This is a genomic window from Clostridium sp. DSM 17811, assembly GCF_018861905.1.
Lineage (GTDB): Bacteria > Bacillota > Clostridia > Clostridiales > Clostridiaceae > Clostridium_AD > Clostridium_AD frigoriphilum.
Genome location: NZ_JAHLDU010000005.1, coordinates 213,769 through 230,728 on the forward strand (window position 1 = coordinate 213,769; position 16,960 = coordinate 230,728).

Annotated in this window: 14 protein-coding genes; all 14 read left to right on the top strand. The window is 32.1% G+C overall.

What is annotated here, in order from left to right; genetic code table 11:
• Positions 1-7: 7 nt before the first annotated feature.
• Positions 8-1,420, top strand: coding sequence for a glycoside hydrolase family 32 protein (locus tag KPL44_RS09215; RefSeq protein ID WP_216248949.1), 1,413 nt, complete (start codon positions 8-10; stop codon positions 1,418-1,420).
• 256 nt (positions 1,421-1,676) lie between these two features.
• Positions 1,677-3,584, top strand: coding sequence for an acyl-CoA dehydrogenase family protein (locus KPL44_RS09220; protein WP_216248951.1), 1,908 nt, complete (start codon positions 1,677-1,679; stop codon positions 3,582-3,584).
• Positions 3,585-3,640: 56 nt separating this feature from the next.
• Positions 3,641-4,840 carry an FprA family A-type flavoprotein gene (locus KPL44_RS09225; RefSeq protein WP_216248953.1) on the top strand — a complete coding sequence of 400 codons (1,200 nt, stop codon included), beginning with the start codon at positions 3,641-3,643 and terminating at the stop codon, positions 4,838-4,840.
• A 167-nt stretch (positions 4,841-5,007) separates the two neighbouring features.
• Positions 5,008-5,421, top strand: a complete 414-nt coding sequence (locus KPL44_RS09230; RefSeq protein ID WP_216105688.1) for an RrF2 family transcriptional regulator — start codon at positions 5,008-5,010, stop codon at positions 5,419-5,421.
• Positions 5,422-5,517: 96 nt separating this feature from the next.
• Positions 5,518-6,519, top strand: coding sequence for a LacI family DNA-binding transcriptional regulator (locus KPL44_RS09235; protein ID WP_216248955.1), 1,002 nt, complete (start codon positions 5,518-5,520; stop codon positions 6,517-6,519).
• A gap of 105 nt (positions 6,520-6,624) precedes the next feature.
• On the top strand, positions 6,625-7,413 hold the full coding sequence (locus KPL44_RS09240) for a gluconate 5-dehydrogenase (RefSeq protein WP_216248957.1): 789 nt from the start codon (positions 6,625-6,627) through the stop codon (positions 7,411-7,413).
• A 37-nt stretch (positions 7,414-7,450) separates the two neighbouring features.
• Positions 7,451-8,092, top strand: coding sequence for an RpiB/LacA/LacB family sugar-phosphate isomerase (locus tag KPL44_RS09245; RefSeq protein WP_216248959.1), 642 nt, complete (start codon positions 7,451-7,453; stop codon positions 8,090-8,092).
• Between the two features lie 224 nt (positions 8,093-8,316).
• Positions 8,317-9,414 (top strand): hypothetical protein, encoded by a 1,098-nt coding sequence (locus tag KPL44_RS09250; RefSeq protein ID WP_216248961.1) that lies wholly within the window; start codon positions 8,317-8,319, stop codon positions 9,412-9,414.
• A 223-nt stretch (positions 9,415-9,637) separates the two neighbouring features.
• On the top strand, positions 9,638-10,228 hold the full coding sequence (locus tag KPL44_RS09255; protein WP_216248962.1) for a TetR/AcrR family transcriptional regulator: 591 nt from the start codon (positions 9,638-9,640) through the stop codon (positions 10,226-10,228).
• An 89-nt stretch (positions 10,229-10,317) separates the two neighbouring features.
• On the top strand, positions 10,318-11,913 hold the full coding sequence (locus KPL44_RS09260) for an ATP-binding protein (protein ID WP_216248964.1): 1,596 nt from the start codon (positions 10,318-10,320) through the stop codon (positions 11,911-11,913).
• Complete coding sequence (locus KPL44_RS09265; protein WP_216248966.1) at positions 11,894-12,286, top strand: response regulator transcription factor; 393 nt, start codon at positions 11,894-11,896, stop codon at positions 12,284-12,286. Before KPL44_RS09260 ends, KPL44_RS09265 begins: the two co-directional genes overlap by 20 nt.
• Positions 12,287-12,308: 22 nt before the next feature.
• Positions 12,309-12,665, top strand: coding sequence for a response regulator (locus KPL44_RS09270; RefSeq protein WP_216102800.1), 357 nt, complete (start codon positions 12,309-12,311; stop codon positions 12,663-12,665).
• Positions 12,666-12,690: 25 nt separating this feature from the next.
• Positions 12,691-14,778, top strand: a complete 2,088-nt coding sequence (locus KPL44_RS09275) for a chemotaxis protein CheA (protein ID WP_216248969.1) — start codon at positions 12,691-12,693, stop codon at positions 14,776-14,778.
• A 23-nt stretch (positions 14,779-14,801) separates the two neighbouring features.
• Complete coding sequence (locus tag KPL44_RS09280; RefSeq protein WP_216248971.1) at positions 14,802-16,907, top strand: HAMP domain-containing methyl-accepting chemotaxis protein; 2,106 nt, start codon at positions 14,802-14,804, stop codon at positions 16,905-16,907.
• Positions 16,908-16,960: the final 53 nt, after the last annotated feature.

Below are 16,960 nucleotides of genomic sequence, written 5' to 3' on the forward strand. Positions count from 1 at the left end.
TGATATTATGAATGGAAATAATGATTACTATAGATTAAAATATCATTTAATGCCAAGTGTAGGTTTTTTGAATGACCCTAATGGATTTATTCATTTTAATAGTGAATATCATCTGTTTTATCAGTTTAATCCTTTGTATCCTAAAGATAAAATGGTTTATTGGGCTCATGTAAAAAGTTCGGATTTAGTTCATTGGAGTATGTTATCACCTGCACTTTGTCCAAGTGAGTGGTATGAAACTCATGGATGTTATTCTGGCTCGGCTGTAAATAATAATGGTAAATTAACTTTGATTTATACAGGAAATGTAAAAAATGAACTAGGGAAAAGAGAAACCTATCAGTGTATTGCACAAAGCATTGATTGCGAACACTTTGTTAAATATAAAAACAACCCTGTTATAAGCAATGTGCCTACTGGTTATACAACGCATTTCAGAGATCCTAAAGTTTGGAAATATGATGGGCTATGGTATATGGCAATTGGAACCCAAACAGAGAAAGAAGAAGGAGTAGTACTTTTATATAGTTCACAGGACTTACTAGCTTGGAATAAAATTGGAGAAGTTGCTGGTGCAAATACAAATGGATTGAATTATTTAGGCTATATGTGGGAATGTCCAAATTTATTTAACTTAGATGGAAAAGATATATTACTTTTTTGTCCTCAGGGGGTAGAGCCTAAGGGTGACTTATATAATAATAGATATCAATGTGGATATTTGTTAGGTAAATTAGATTATAAAACGGGGAAATTAGCCTATGGTGATTTTATTGAGTTAGATAGAGGTTTTGAATTTTATGCTCCTCAAGTTTCACGAGATGAAAAAGGACGGTTACTCTTGGTTGGTTGGATGGGTATTCCAGAGGAAGAAGATAGCCCTACGGTAAAGAATAATTGGCTTCACTGTCTAACAATTGTTAGAGAACTTCATCTTGAAAATAATAAAATCTATCAAATTCCAGTAGAAGAAATAAAATTACTTAGAACTAATGAAACTAGGTATGATAATGTATTAATAAATAATGAACAGATTAAATTGGATAATATTTATGGAGATTGTTTTGAACTGATTTGTGATTTTTCATGGGAAAATGTCTTGGAATTTGGGATTAAACTTAGATGTGATGACAATGGAAATGAGAAAACATTGTTATACTATAATACAGAAGAGGAAAAAATAATATTGGACAGATGCAAAAGTGGATTAAGTAAAACGGGTGTGAGAAAGTGCAAAATAGAGAAGTGTAAAAAATTAAGCATACGTTTATTCATGGATAAATCATCTGTTGAAATATTCATAAATAAAGGCGAAGAAACTTTTTCATCTAGAATTTACCCTAAGAAGGAGAGCAAAAACATTTTCTTTTATGCAGAAGGAGGAATAGTAAACGTTAATATAGAACACTGGAATATTTAACATTTATTGTGTATATTGCAAACTGAAAACGAAATAAGTGTAGCAATAAAATGGAACATATATTATAGATACAAAAAAGAATCTATTAATATAGGTTCTTTTTTGTATAATAAATGAAAAAGGAAAAAAGTTGGAATTAAGGTTGCAATGTGTATTTCTTAGGTATACAATGAAAGTATACAATTTAGGTACACTTTAAGAAGACGTTTACGAATTTATATTTATTAAACAGATTAATTAAAGGGAGGTATTATATATGCTTTTTAAGACTAAGCAGCAACATGAAAATTTGAGGATTAAAATTAGAGAGTTTGCCCAGGAGGAAGTTAAACCTATTGCATTTATGTTAGATCAGGAAAACAAATTTCCGGGCGAGGTTATTAATAAGTTAGCAGATATGGGGATGATGGGAATACCATATCCCAAAGAGTACGGTGGAGCAGGTCTTGACATAATAAGCTACGCAATTGCCGTTGAGGAATTATCAAGAGTTGATGGTGGGACAGGCGTAATTTTATCAGCTCATACATCACTAGGTTCTTACCCAATTTCAGCTTATGGAACAGATGAGCAAAAACAAAAGTACTTGGTGCCACTCGCAAAGGGAGAAAAACTTGGCGCATTCGGTCTTACCGAGGAAAATGCTGGTAGTGATGCTGGAGGTACTGAAACCACTGCAGTACTCGATGGTGATAATTATATTTTAAATGGTGAAAAAATCTTCATCACAAATGCTGGTAAGGCTGATATTTATATTGTATTTGCAATTACTACGCCGGACATAGGTATTCGAGGTATAAGTGCATTTATTGTGGAGAAGGATACAGAAGGTTTTACCTTCGGTAAGCATTACGATAAAATGGGTATTCGTTCATCTGTCACTGCTGAGCTAATATTCAATGACGTGAAGGTTCCGAGAGAAAATCTATTAGGCGCTGAAGGTAGTGGTTTTAAAATTGCTATGGCAACTTTGGATGGTGGCCGTATTGGTGTTGCAGCTCAGGCACTGGGCATTGCACAAGGTGCTTATGAGAATGCTCTTGAGTATTCAAAGGAAAGAGTTCAATTTGGAAAACCTATATGTCAGCAACAAATTATATCTTTTAAGTTGGCAGATATGGCAACAAAACTTCGCGCAGCTAGATTACTTATTTACAGTGCAGCAGAGCTTAAGGAAAATCATGAGAACTACAGTATGGAAGCTGCTATGGCGAAACAATACGCTTCCGACGTTTGCCTTGAAATTGTGAATGATGCACTTCAAATATTTGGTGGAAGCGGCTATTTAAAGGGTATGGAAGTCGAAAGGTCTTACAGGGATGCTAAGATTTGTACAATATATGAAGGAACTAATGAGATCCAACGTGTCGTTATCGCTGCTCACATCATAGGTAAGATGCCAAAAAATGAGAACCCAGGTAAAGCTACTAAGCGTGGACCTGCTACAGGTTATCGTAAAAAAATAATTTTTAGCGATGGAACTTCAAGTGAAAAAGTAAATGCACTTGTGGAAGCTCTTAAGGCAGATAAATATGATTTTACAGTTGGGATTCCAATGGACACTCCTATTACTAAGGCGGAAAGGGTAGTTAGTGTAGGTCTAGGTATTGGTGAAAAGAAAAATATGAAGCTTATAGAAGACTTGGCAGTTCAAGCCGGTGCAGCTATAGGATCTTCTCGTCCAGTAGCTGAAACCCTTAAATATTTACCACTAAATCGTTATGTGGGTATGTCTGGTCAAAAATTTAAAGGAAATCTTTATATTGCTTGCGGTATTTCAGGTGCAGGTCAGCATTTGAAAGGTATAAAGGATGCTAGTACAATTGTGGCTATAAATATTGATTCTAAAGCTAAAATTTTTAAAAATTCAGATTATGGTATTGTTGGTGATATAATGGAAATATTACCACTTCTAACTGCTGCTTTAGATAATGGAGAAGCAAAGAAAGATGCTCCACCAATGGTGAAGATGAAGTCAGCAGCTCCGAAGGAAGTTATTCCAACTTGGAAACATTATGTATGTAATGGATGCGGTTATGAATACGATCCTGGCGTAGGGGATGATGAAGGCGAAGTAGCTCCGGGTACTCTCTTTGAAAATATACCAAACGAATGGACTTGCCCTGCTTGCGGTGAAGAAAAAGATATGTTTATAGAGGTTTAATTTTTATAATAATTAAATATAATAATATGTTTTTAGTGTAAAGGAGGATTATATATATGTATTGTGTTAGAAATATAACTGAGGATCTTTATTGGGTTGGTGGAAGCGATCGTCGTCTTGCCCTTTTTGAAAACATTCATCCTATTCCAAGGGGTGTTTCCTATAATTCTTATCTACTAATAGACAAGAAGACAGTACTTTTTGATACAGTTGACTGGTCAATTTGCCGTCAGTTCATTGAAAATATTCAATCAGTTTTAAAAGGTAAATCTTTAGATTATTTGGTAATTAACCATATGGAGCCGGATCATGCAGCGTGCATTGAAGAGATTATTCTTCGTTATCCGAATGTAAAGATTGTATGTAACCATAAAGCTTTCTTGTTCATGCATCAGTTCGGTTTCCATATCGATGAAAACGTAATAGAAGTTAAAGAGGGCGATACAATGTCCTTTGGAAAACATGTAGTTACATTTGTGGCTGCTCCAATGGTACATTGGCCAGAAGCTATGGTGACATTTGATACTACAAATGGTGTATTATTTTCAGCAGATGCTTTTGGTTCTTTCGGCTCCTTAGATGGCCAGTTGTTTAATGATGAAGTTAACTTTGACCGTGATTGGATTGACGATGCCAGAAGGTATTATACAAACATTGTAGGCAAGTATGGCCCTCATGTTCAGGACCTTTTAAGGAAGGCTGGAACTATCGACATCAAGATTATCTGTCCACTACATGGACCGGTATGGCGTAATGATTTGGGATACTTTTTAGGTAAGTACGACAAGTGGAGCAGATACGCACCTGAGGAAAAAGGTGTAATGATTGTTTATGGAACAATGTACGGAAATACTGAGGCTGCTGCTAGTGATTTAGCAACAAGGCTCGTGGAAAAGGGAATGACAAATGTCGTGATGTACGACGTTTCTAAAACTCATGTCTCATATTTGATTTCTGAGACATTCAAATATAGTAATGTGGTTCTTGCCTCTGTAACATACAACCTTAAGATATATCCACCAATGCTTGCTTATATAATGGATATGAAAGCATTAAATGTTCAAAAACGTAATTTTACTCTTATAGAAAATGGTTCATGGGCTCCTCAATCTGGTAAGCTGATGCGTGAACTTTTGGGTGAGATGAAAGAAATAACTATTTTAGACAATGAAATCTCATTAAACTCCAGTATGAAAGAGGACGATGTGGATTCAATGGATGCAATTGCTGAAAGTATCATCGAGTCAATGAAGTAATTTTAGGAAAATATAAATTTGGGACCTGCTCATGAATAAAACTCGTGAGTAGGTCCATTTTGATTTTAATGTTAATATTAAACATTTATTACCTTTTTGTTGACAAAATACAGTAAATATCTTAAAGTATAAAGTATACCAAATGAGTATAGTTAGGGAGATATATTATGAAAATAACACAAGAAGCAGATTACGGTCTTAGGGTAGTAATTTATTTATGTAAATTAGGTTATGGCGAAAAGGTAGAATCAAAAGTAATTTCAGAAAAAGAGAGAATACCGCTAAGATTTCTCTTAAAGCTTTTAAGGAAGCTAATACAAGCAGATATTATAAAATCTTATAGGGGAGTAAAGGGAGGATATGCTATAAATAAATTGCCAGAGGAAATAAACTTAAGAGATGTTATTGAAGCAATAGATGGTCCTATATGTGTTAATAGGTGTGTAATTGAACCAAGTTTTTGTAATTTGAATATAAGTGGGGTATGCATTGTGCATAGAGCAATGACAAAAGTACAAAAAAGTTTAAATGCAGAACTAGAAAGTATAAATTTTAAGCAGCTAGTAGATGGAGATATCTAAACAAATAAAATAATTTAGTAAACTAGTTTACTAAATTATTTTTTTATGTTAATATAATAATATAGGAATATAAATTATTTAAATATGGGGTTAGATATGACGCATTCAGGTAAGATTACGATTAGAGAAATTGCAAATTTAGCAGGTACTTCTAAAACGACTGTTTCTTTTTATTTAAATGGTAAAACTGAGAAAATGTCTGAAAAAACAAGACAAAAAATAGCAGAGGTAATAAAAGAAACAAATTATAAACCTAGTATTGCTGCTAGAAGTCTAAATTCAAAAAGTACCAAGTTGCTTGGGATAATGATTGGAGATATTACTAATACATTTTCAAACCAAATTGTTAAAGGAATTGAAGATATAGCAAGTAAAAAAGGTTATCAACTTATTGTAGCAAATAGTAATTATGATTATTCTAGGGAAGAAAATCTTATAGGTAGAATGTTATCTATGGGTGTTGATGGGTTTATTGTACAACCTACAATTCAATTTAAGGAAATTTCTAAAAAAGCAAAAAAACCAATGGTTTTTTTTGATAGTAATGTATACGATTATAAAACAAAATGGGTAAAAACAAATAATTATGATGCTACTTATGAAGCTACTGTTGTTTGTATAAATAAAGGGTATAAAAAATTCATTCTAATAACAGCTGATCCTAGTTTGTTAAGCACTCGCATTGAAAGAACTTCTGGTTATATTGATGCTTTATTAGATAATGATTTAGCTTATGAAAAATTAATTGTTGAAGATAATGATGAAAAGAATCCTAAAAAGATATTAGATTTCCTTGTTAAACATATTAATAAAAAAGAAAAACAATTAATTTTTGTTCCTAACTGTTGGGCTTTACCAATGGTATTTATTGCACTAAAAGATTATTATTTTTTAATGCCTGATTTAGGTCTTATGGGATTTGATAATACTGAGTGGACTAATTTTGCAACGCCTAGCATAACAACTATTGTGCAACCTGCTTTTAAGGAAGGACAACAAGCAGCAAACATTTTAATAGACCAAATTGAAAGTAAAAATGATGAAAATGGTCAACAAGTATTAGAGTGTATTGTAAATTGGAATGAATCTACTTTGTAAGGTGTTAATGGTACGTTAAAATAATTGAAAATTTTAAAGAAACATATAAATAATATATATTTCTTTAACATATATAAATATTATAAATTCGAGGAGGAATATTTCATGGATATAATTAAGAAATTTTCATTAGAAGGTAAAGTTGCATTAGTTACAGGTGCATCATATGGTATTGGATTTGCTATTGCAAAGTCTTATAGTGAGGCAGGAGCAACAATAGTGTTTAATGACATAAATCAAGAACTTGTGAATAAGGGAATAAAAGCTTATGCAGAAGAAGGTATAAAAGCTTTTGGATATGTATGTGATGTTACAGATGAACAGATGGTAAATGAATTAGTTGAAAAAATAGAAAAAGAAGTTGGCGTAATTGATATCCTTGTAAATAATGCAGGAATAATTAAGCGTGTTGCAATGATTGATATGAAAGCGGCAGATTTTAGAAAGGTTATAGATGTAGATCTAAACGCACCATTTATAGTATCCAAAGCTGTAATACCTGCAATGATTAAAAAGGGACATGGTAAAATAATAAATATATGTTCAATGATGAGTGAACTAGGACGTGAAACCGTTTCAGCTTATGCGGCTGCAAAAGGTGGACTTAAGATGTTAACTAAAAACATTGCAGCTGAATATGGTGAATACAACATTCAATGTAATGGAATTGGACCCGGATATATAGCAACACCTCAAACTGCACCACTTAGAACCCAGGGACATCCATTTAATAATTTTATCATAGGGAAAACTCCAGCTGCACGTTGGGGAACAACAGAAGATTTAGTAGGACCAGCTGTATTCCTCGCATCTGATGCATCAGATTTTGTAAATGGCCATGTGTTATATGTAGATGGTGGAATACTCGCTACTCTTGGAAAACAACCAGAATAAGATAGTGTTTTCAATAGCCATAATAGGGGGAATATAAATGAAAATTGCTTTAATTAACGAGAATAGCCAAGCAGGAAAAAATGGGATCATATATGAATCATTAAAAAAAGTAGTGTTGCCAAAAGGCCATGAGGTATTTAATTATGGAATGTACAGCGCAGATGATGAGGCGCAATTAACATATGTTCAAAATGGTATTTTAGCAGCTATTCTTTTAAATTCAGGAGCAGCTGATTATGTAATAACTGGATGTGGTACTGGCGAAGGAGCAATGCTAGCATGCAATTCATTTCCTGGAGTATTATGTGGTCATGTACAAGATCCTTCAGATGCATATATGTTTGCACAAGTTAATGATGGAAATGCTATCGCAATGCCTTTTGCTAAGGGATTTGGATGGGGAGCAGAATTAAATTTGGAAGACATATTCGGAAGATTATTCCAAGGCGAAAGCGGTAAGGGATATCCAAAAGAAAGAGTTGTTCCAGAACAAAGAAATAAAAAGATATTAGATGAAGTTAAAAAAGTAACATATAAAGATATGGCAACAATTTTAAAAGATATTGATCAAGATCTTTTAAAAGGCGCTATAGGCGGAGAAAAATTCAAAGAATATTTCTTTGATAATTGTAAATGTGAAGAAATGAAAGAAACAATTAAAAATATATTAGAAAAATAATATGTTTTAAATATGGAAAAACTAGAATCAGGTTTTATTAATCTGGTTCTTCTTTTATGTCCGGGAGATGATTTAAAGGTAAAATCCACAACTAATTAATAAGTTGTGGGTTTTCTTATTGTGTATGGTTTGGGAGTATAATTTAATGGAGAAAGTATCAAGTGCAGCTTGACAATGCCAAAACAGTTATAAAAATTATTGGATCAGGGTAAGGAGGGTGAGATATGAGTGAAAAAGCAATTTTAGGCAAAAGTATTAGCTATTATCAGCGATTAGGCATTAATAAAGAAGTCGAAGCCTGGGAAGATGGAATGAGAAGCACTGGTGGTAGAGGTACATACGAATGGTGGTATTTTGATGCTGAGTACTCAGATGGTACTAAAGTAGTTGTTATATTTTATACAAAAAATGGATTTGATGTAAGAGGTCTTGCAAATCCAACGGCATCGCTTGAGATAACTTTTCCAAATGGGAAAAAGATATTAAAGCGTATTTCTGAGGGTAAGGGACAAAAGATTCGTGCTTCAAAGGAGGTATGTGATGTATTAATTGGTCAAAGCAGTATTAAATATTTAAAAGGGAATTATTTAATACATTTTATAGATGGCGATGTTGAATATACTTGTACAATGAAACCTAAATTACCAATGTGGCGCCCGGGAACAGGACATTGGTATTATGGAGAAAAACAGGAACATTATTTTGCATGGATTGTTGCACAACCATCTGCAGATATTAGTGCAACTTTAAAGAACAAAGGAGAAAAGTTTGAGTTAAATGGTTATGGATATCACGATCATAACTGGGGTAATATACATATGAGAAAACTCATGAATCATTGGTATTGGTGTCGTGCAAATATTGGTCCTTATACAATCATAGCGTGTGATATTATTACGCAAAAGAAATACGCCTATACTAGATTGCCAGTTATGATGATAGCTAAGGATGGGATTATAGTAGATGATAATGAAGAAAAGACAGTAATTAAAAGATTGAATACTAAATATCACCAAATAACTAAAAAATTCATTGATAATAACTTGACGTTTATACATCAAGAGGATAATGGAATTGAATATCAAATAGAATTTAAAAGAGAATATGATATTTTAGCTTTCAATATGCTTGATAGATTGGGAATTGCTCCAATAAGAAACTTTATAGTTAAAGCTTTGGGGGTCAATCCTACTTATATAAGATGTATTGGTGAAGTCAAATTAACGGTTGAAAAAAATGGAAATATAGAGGTTTTTCAGAAAGAAGGATTATGGGAGCAGATGTTTTTTGGCAGCAATAAAGATGCTATTATAGAAAATTAAAACTCTTTAATTTTGGATAAAGTTATTAAGAAAGTTTGTTGGTTATTTCATTCTTTTTTTACTGTAAAACTTTAAAATGTATTAAATTATACTAATAGTCGACAAAAAGCTTGACATATTATTACTATTATATATAATTAAAACATCGAGTATAAACTCGGAAAATTGTAAGTATATAAAAGATGTACATTAATTTAACAACTTATATAAAAGGTGGCTTAATATGAGACAAACATTAATAAGTCGTAAGGATAGTGTAGTTATAACAACTGTAGAAATTATAAGTGAACTTGGTATACAAGGTTTGACAAGCAAAGAAATTGCAAAACGAGAAAAAATATCAGAAGGAACTTTATTTAGCCATTTTAAAAATATGAATGAAATTATTTTAGCTGTTTTAAAGTATCATACGGAACTTGATGCATCTATTATTGAAACGGTAGAGAAGAAAAATTTATCATCCATTGAAGCTATAAGGCTTTTTGCTTCTATTTATTCTGAAAACTATGAGAATTATCCAGAAAGTACATGTCTTATAAATATTTCAGGTATGTTGTTGCACCAGGGAGAACTAGTTAAGAAAGAGGCTGAAATAATAGATAAAAGAATAATTTATTTTAGAATACTTATGGAAAAAGCACAAAAATCTGACAATTTGAACCCCGTGATAGATAGTAGAATTTTAACAGATTTAATGATAGGTTCCTTTTTAGCTATTGTATATCGATGGAGAAAAAGCGACTATAAATTTAAATTTAAAGAACAGGTACTAAGTACCCTTGACGTTTTTCTAGAAGCATTTAAAAAATATTAATTCATCGAAGGGAGATTCAAAATTAATGACTTCAAAAATATTATTAAAACGAAACAAATGAATGTGTAATTAGAAGAAGGAAGGGGATATTGATTAATATAAAATATAAGCAGGATAATTACTTGGGTAAAGAACGTATGGCTGCAATTTTAACTTGCATTGGAGATGGTGTCATTTCCACTGATAATAATGAAATTATTGATTTTATGAATGATGTGGCTGAATTTATTACAGGATGGAAAGTATATGAAGCAAGAGGGAAAAAATTTAATGAAGTGGTTAATTTAGTTGATATCGAAAATAATGAGCCAATGAGAAGTCCAGTGGAATTAGCATTACAGTTAGGTACTTCAGTTGGACTTAGAAATCGAACTGTTCTTATAGCGAAAGATGGAACAAAAAAATATTTATCCGCAAGTTGTTCACCTATAAAGCTTTCGCAAGGTAAGGTTTCAGGAGCTGTAATGATATTTCGTGATATTACAAGAATCATGAAAATAGAAGTGGAATTGAAAAAATCTAAAGAAGAAGCTGAAGCGGCTAACAAAGCAAAAAGTGAATTTTTGGCAAATATAAGTCATGAAATTCGAACACCGCTTAATGGAATTACAGGGATGCTTGATTTAGCACTTTCTACGGACAGTGATAATGAACAAAGTGGATATATTAAAACAGCACAGAAATGCACTAAAAACTTGCTTAAGATTATTGAAGATATACTTGATTTTTCTAGTATAGAAGTTGGTAAACTTGCAATAGAAACAATTAGATTCGATTTTATAGAACTCATAGGAGAAGTAATCAAAGTGCATTCATTTTTAGCAGCAGAAAAAGGCTTGAAACTTAATTTAGAATATTCCTCTCCAATAAAAAAATATCTAACTGGTGATCCTAATAGACTGAGACAAGTATTAAATAATTTGATATATAATGCTATTAAATTTACGAATAAGGGAGAAGTATGTCTTAGAATTGATAAACTTTCTCATAGAAAAGGTAATATAGAAATACAATTTACGGTTACGGATACTGGTATTGGTATTGCTGAAGATAAAAAAGAAAAATTATTTAAAAGTTTTAGTCAAGTTGATGGTTCTTTTTCAAGGAAATATGGTGGAAATGGTCTAGGCCTAGCCATTTCTAAAGAACTTGTTGAAATGATGGGTGGCAAAATATGGTTCGAAAGTAAAGAAGGCAAGGGAAGTGATTTCTGTTTTATTATTGATTATAAAATTGGAAGTAAACAAGATGAAAAATTCCCAATCGAATTAAAGTTAAATAAAGTCACTCATGAGGATGAATTTTTAGAAGTTCCGTACAATAAATTTAAGGTTAGTGCTAATGGTAATTTTGTCGTATCATCTGATGAACATATTCAGCTTATGCAGGGAGATTTGGAGCAACTTAAAGAAATACATATATCTATGGATAAAGTAAATCAACTATTACAAGTTAAAAATCTAATTTTTATTGAGAAAGAATCTCATCAAATTAAAGTTTTGTCAAATAGAATAGGGGCAGAATCTTTAAAAACTATAGCTTTTAAAATAGAGCTTGCTGCTAGAAAAGGTGATGGTGTGAAAGTTGAAAACTTAGTGAACAAATTAAATGATGAGTATCAGATAATTAACAAGATAATGATTAAATTTATGGGAGATAAAAATAATGAGAATTCTAATAGTTGAAGATGACGAAGCAAGTGGAATGTTTTTACAAAAGGCTCTTTCTAAGTATGGAGATTGTGATATAACCGTTGATGGTATGGAAACTTTAGAAGCATATTTAATAGCCTTACAAGAAGGTATGCCATACGATTTAATCAGTTTAGATATAATGATACCTAAGGTAAATGGGGTCAAAGTTTTAAACTCCATACGTGAAATGGAGAGAAAAAAAAGAGTGAAAAAAAATCAACGGGTAAAAGTAATGGTAATAACTGCACTATCTGAGACTCAATTTGTAACTGATTCTTTAACAGAGGGGTATGATATTTACATTGAAAAACCGGTATATAAAAAGGATCTAGAGATAGCTATGAAGAAGCTTGGATTAGTTTAATAATTTTTAGGGGGAGATAGATTTGGTTAAACGTGTTTTGATTACTGACGACGCATTATTTATAAGGGTAGCATTAAAAAATATACTTGAAAAGAATGGTTTTGTAGTAGTTGGAGAGGCAGAAAATGGATTTAGCGCTATTGAAAAATACAAACTTCTTAAACCTGATATAGTAACTCTTGATATTACAATGCCAGTAATGGGTGGACTTGATGCATTAAAGCATATAAGGGCTTTTGATAAAAATGCAAAAGTTTTGATGATTTCTTCAATGGGACAAGAATCAGTTGTGAGAGAAGCTGTGATTTCGGGTGCATTAGGATTTTTGATAAAACCATTTAATGAAGAAACAATAGTAAAATCTTTGAGTAAATTATAATAGTTTAATAAGGGAGGTTACAAATATGTCTGATAATGAAATCACTAGAGAGCCAATGCTAGAAATATATCTTTTCGAAGCAACACAATTAATGGAACAACTTGAAGAAATAAGTATTGAATGTGAAAAAAGTGAAAATCTTAGTACAGAAGCGATAAATGAGATATTTAGAATAATGCATACTATAAAAGGCTCATCAGCAATGATGATGTTTAATGATATTGCTGTTCTAGCCCATTCACTGGAGGACTTATTTTATTTTATAAGAGAAAATAAAGATGTAACTATAGACTTTGCATGCTTATTTGACTTGGTGCTTTCTGGGATTGATTTTATCAAAGAGGAAGTTGCAAAAATTGAAAACAATGAAGAAGCAAATGGATCAAGTGAGTCGCTTGTGCTAAGAGGTTCAAAGATTCTTGAAGTTATGAAAGAATCTAGTGGAGTAATCGTAAAGAACGATAATTTAGAAGTAGGGGAAGATACTAAGTATCAGATAGATTCCTATCCGAATTCAAGTATAGAAGTTAACCAAAAGTATATTGCAAGAATTTTTTACGAAGACGGTTGCGAGATGGAGAATGTAAGAGCTTACACTGTAGTTCACAATCTTAAAAATGTAGTTAGTGAGATGTATCATATCCCTGAAGATATCATAGAAAATAGCAATAGTGTTCAAAACATAAGAAAAAATGGTTTTTTAATGGGATTTGCTACAAATCTAGAAAAAGAAAAAATCGAAGAAAAGTTTGATGAAATTATTTTTTCAAGGGAAATAGAATTGTTACAAGTAGATGAGTACCCAGAAGAAATTAAAGCTATAAAAGATAATCATGGAGTTGTGGTTGAAGAAACAACAGCTAAAAAGGATAAAAAAGTAATTAATCTTGAAGATCCGTTAGATAAGGTGGAAATACATAAAGAAGTGGCTGAACCTATAGCTAAAAGTGGAAAGCAACAAAGTATTATAAGTGTAAATATTTCGAAATTGGACATGCTCTTAGATTTAGTAGGTGAAATTGTGATTTCAGAGGCGATGGTTGCAAAAAATCCGGATTTAGAGGGACTGACCTTGGATAACTTTAATAAAGCAGCAAGGCAACTAGGAAAACTCACTAATGAATTACAGGATATAGTAATGTCTATACGAATGATACCAGTATCTATGACTTTTCACAAGATGAATAGAATTGTTAGAGATATGAGTAAAAAGCTAGATAAAGAGGTTGAACTTGAGATTATTGGTGAAGAAACTGAGGTTGATAAAAATATTATCGATCATATTTCAGACCCTTTGATGCACCTTGTGAGGAATTCTTTAGATCATGGAATAGAAGAAAAAGAGGAGAGGCTAGCTTCTGGTAAACCAGAAATGGGAAAGATTACTTTGGAGGCGAAAAATGCTGGCGGTGATGTGTTTATAATCGTTAGCGACGATGGGAAAGGTTTAGACAAAAGAAAAATATATGATAAGGCAAAACTTCAAGGATTAGTTAGTAAAGCTGAGGAAGAATTAACAGATAAAGAAATCTTCTCATTCATTTTATTGCCTGGATTCTCTACAAATGAAAATGTTACAGAGTACTCCGGCCGAGGGGTTGGAATGGATGTAGTTAAAAAAAATATTGATGATATAGGTGGATCTATATCTATTGAAAGTGAAAAAGGAAAGGGCAGTGAAATATCTATTAAAATCCCTTTAACTTTGGCTATAATAGATGGATTAGAGGTAGCTGTTGGGAAATCAAAATATACGATCCCTATTACAGCGATTCGGGAATCTTTTAAGCCAAAAGAAAATGAAGTGATTTCGGATAGCGCGGGAAATGAAATGATAATGATACGTGGTGAAGCCTATTCAATATATAGACTTCATAAAATATTTAATATCGATACTAATGTAACCACTTCAAATGAAGGCATAATGATTTTAGTAGAAGATAATACAAAGACAGCATGTTTATTTGTAGATTCTTTAATAGGACAACAACAAGTAGTAGTAAAGGCGTTACCGACTTATATTAAGAAAGCTAAAGGCATAGCTGGATGTACCATACTTGGAGATGGTAATATCAGTCTTATTTTAGATGTGAATGGTATTTTAGAAATATAAACTAATTAAAGGGGGCTTTTAAATTGAAAATTTTTAATAATTTTAAATTGGGTAAGAAAATATTAACAGGATTTTTTATAGTATCGATTATTGCTGCAGTAATTGGAATAATAGGTGTTAGTAATATAGATTTAATAAGTAAAAATGATACAAAACTTTATAAAAATATGACTGCACCAATGAGTAATCTTTACAATATGACGGAATCCTTTGTAAAAATGAGAGTGGATGTTAGAGATATAATAATAGCTAAGAGTGCAAAAGATATAGAGCTTTACGAGTCTAGGTATAATGTCAGTAAAGATGTTTTCAATAAAAATAGTCTTGTTTTTAAACAAACATATCTTACAGCTGATGAAAAAGTATTAAATGATAAAGTTACCGAGTCATTTGCAGATTATAATCAAATAATAGCTCAGGTAATTGTTCTTGCAAAAGCGAATAAGGATGATGCTGCGGTTGCTTTACTTAGAGGGGACGTAGTGAAAATTAATGCCTCAGTTGAAGATGATATGGCAGCGCTTACTAAAATGAAGGTTGAATTAGCAAAAACAACTTCTAATGATGATGCTGCTACGGCTATAAGTTCAAAAATTATAATGATTGGATTTATAATAGCTGGTGTAATTTTATCTATGTGTTTAGGGATATTAATTTCAAGATCGATTACAAAACCAATAAAAAAATTACTTGAAGTAGCAGATAATATTTCAGGAGGAAACTTAAATGTTAATGTAGATATAAATACTAAGGATGAAGTTGGAAATTTAGCACAGTCATTTGGAAAAATGATTTTAGCTATAAAGTTACTTGTAAGCGATACGAATATGCTTGTGGATGCATCAATAGCCGGTAAGCTAGACATAAGAGCAGATGCAACTAAGCACGTTGGAGATTATAAAAAGATAGTAGAGGGTATAAATAACACATTGGATGCTATTACTGAACCTGTTAGGGAATCATCAGAAGTATTGCATGAAATAGCAAATGGTAACTTAAAGGTACATGTTAAAGGAGATTATAAAGGGGACCATGCAGATATCAAAAATGCATTAAATGATACTATAGATTCGCTAGCATCTTATGTAACTGAAATTTCAGAGGTTTTAATTGAAATGTCTAATTCCAATCTTAATTTATCAATTAATAATGAATATAAGGGTGACTTTGCAAAGATTAAGGACGCATTAAACCTTATAGTTCAATCTTATAATGAAGTATTCACAGAAATAAATAATGCTGCAGATCAGGTATCGTCAGGCTCAAATCAAGTATCGGATGGAAGTCAAGCACTCTCGCAAGGTACTACTGAGCAAGCAAGTTCGATAGAAGAACTAACTTCTTCAATTACAGAAGTAGCATCTCAGACTAAACAAAATGCCGTTAACGCAAGTCAGGCAAATGAACTTGCACTTAGCGCTAAAGAAGGAGCTATACTTGGAAATTCTCATATGAAAGAAATGCTTAAATCTATGGAGGAGATCAATGAATCTTCTTCTAATATTTCAAAAATAATTAAGGTTATTGATGATATTGCTTTTCAAACTAATATGTTAGCATTAAATGCTGCAGTTGAAGCGGCGAGAGCAGGACAACATGGTAAAGGCTTTGCGGTAGTCGCAGAGGAAGTAAGAAATCTTGCAGCAAGAAGCGCGAATGCAGCTAAGGAAACTACAGATTTAGTGGAAGGATCTATTAAGAAAGTAGAGTTTGGGACAAAAATTGCTAATAATACTGCAGAATCACTTGATCAAATAGTCATAGGAGTATCTAAGGCAGCGACTTTAGTAGGAGAGATAGCGGCTGCTTCAAATGAGCAGGCAACAGCAATATATCAAATTAACAAGGGAATAGAGCAAGTTTCAGATGTGGTACAAACTAATTCAGCAACTGCAGAGCAAAGTGCGGCGGCTAGTGAAGAACTCTCGGGACAAGCAATAATGCTTAAAAATATGGTTGAAAAATTCAATCTCAAAAGAGGTACCGCTGTAACTCATAATGAAATATCTTTAGGGGATAGGATAAATTTAAATCAGGTAAAGAATAGATCATTAGCTCAAGATGAAGCAGCTGTAACTAAAAGTAAGCCAAAAATATCTTTGAGTAATACAGATTTTGGGAAATACTAAAAGGATAATAAAATATTAGCGTAGGTTTATTTAAATTGAACGTGTTTATGTAA

Excerpts from the sequence above, each read along its gene's own strand:
- KPL44_RS09215 (WP_216248949.1), top strand. The coding sequence starts at position 8 with ATGAATGGAAATAATGATTACTATAGATTAAAATATCATTTAATGCCA.
- KPL44_RS09220 (WP_216248951.1), top strand. The coding sequence starts at position 1,677 with ATGCTTTTTAAGACTAAGCAGCAACATGAAAATTTGAGGATTAAAATT.
- KPL44_RS09225 (WP_216248953.1), top strand. The coding sequence starts at position 3,641 with ATGTATTGTGTTAGAAATATAACTGAGGATCTTTATTGGGTTGGTGGA.
- KPL44_RS09230 (WP_216105688.1), top strand. The coding sequence starts at position 5,008 with ATGAAAATAACACAAGAAGCAGATTACGGTCTTAGGGTAGTAATTTAT.
- KPL44_RS09235 (WP_216248955.1), top strand. The coding sequence starts at position 5,518 with ATGACGCATTCAGGTAAGATTACGATTAGAGAAATTGCAAATTTAGCA.
- KPL44_RS09240 (WP_216248957.1), top strand. The coding sequence starts at position 6,625 with ATGGATATAATTAAGAAATTTTCATTAGAAGGTAAAGTTGCATTAGTT.
- KPL44_RS09245 (WP_216248959.1), top strand. The coding sequence starts at position 7,451 with ATGAAAATTGCTTTAATTAACGAGAATAGCCAAGCAGGAAAAAATGGG.
- KPL44_RS09250 (WP_216248961.1), top strand. The coding sequence starts at position 8,317 with ATGAGTGAAAAAGCAATTTTAGGCAAAAGTATTAGCTATTATCAGCGA.
- KPL44_RS09255 (WP_216248962.1), top strand. The coding sequence starts at position 9,638 with ATGAGACAAACATTAATAAGTCGTAAGGATAGTGTAGTTATAACAACT.
- KPL44_RS09265 (WP_216248966.1), top strand. The coding sequence starts at position 11,894 with ATGAGAATTCTAATAGTTGAAGATGACGAAGCAAGTGGAATGTTTTTA.
- KPL44_RS09275 (WP_216248969.1), top strand. The coding sequence starts at position 12,691 with ATGTCTGATAATGAAATCACTAGAGAGCCAATGCTAGAAATATATCTT.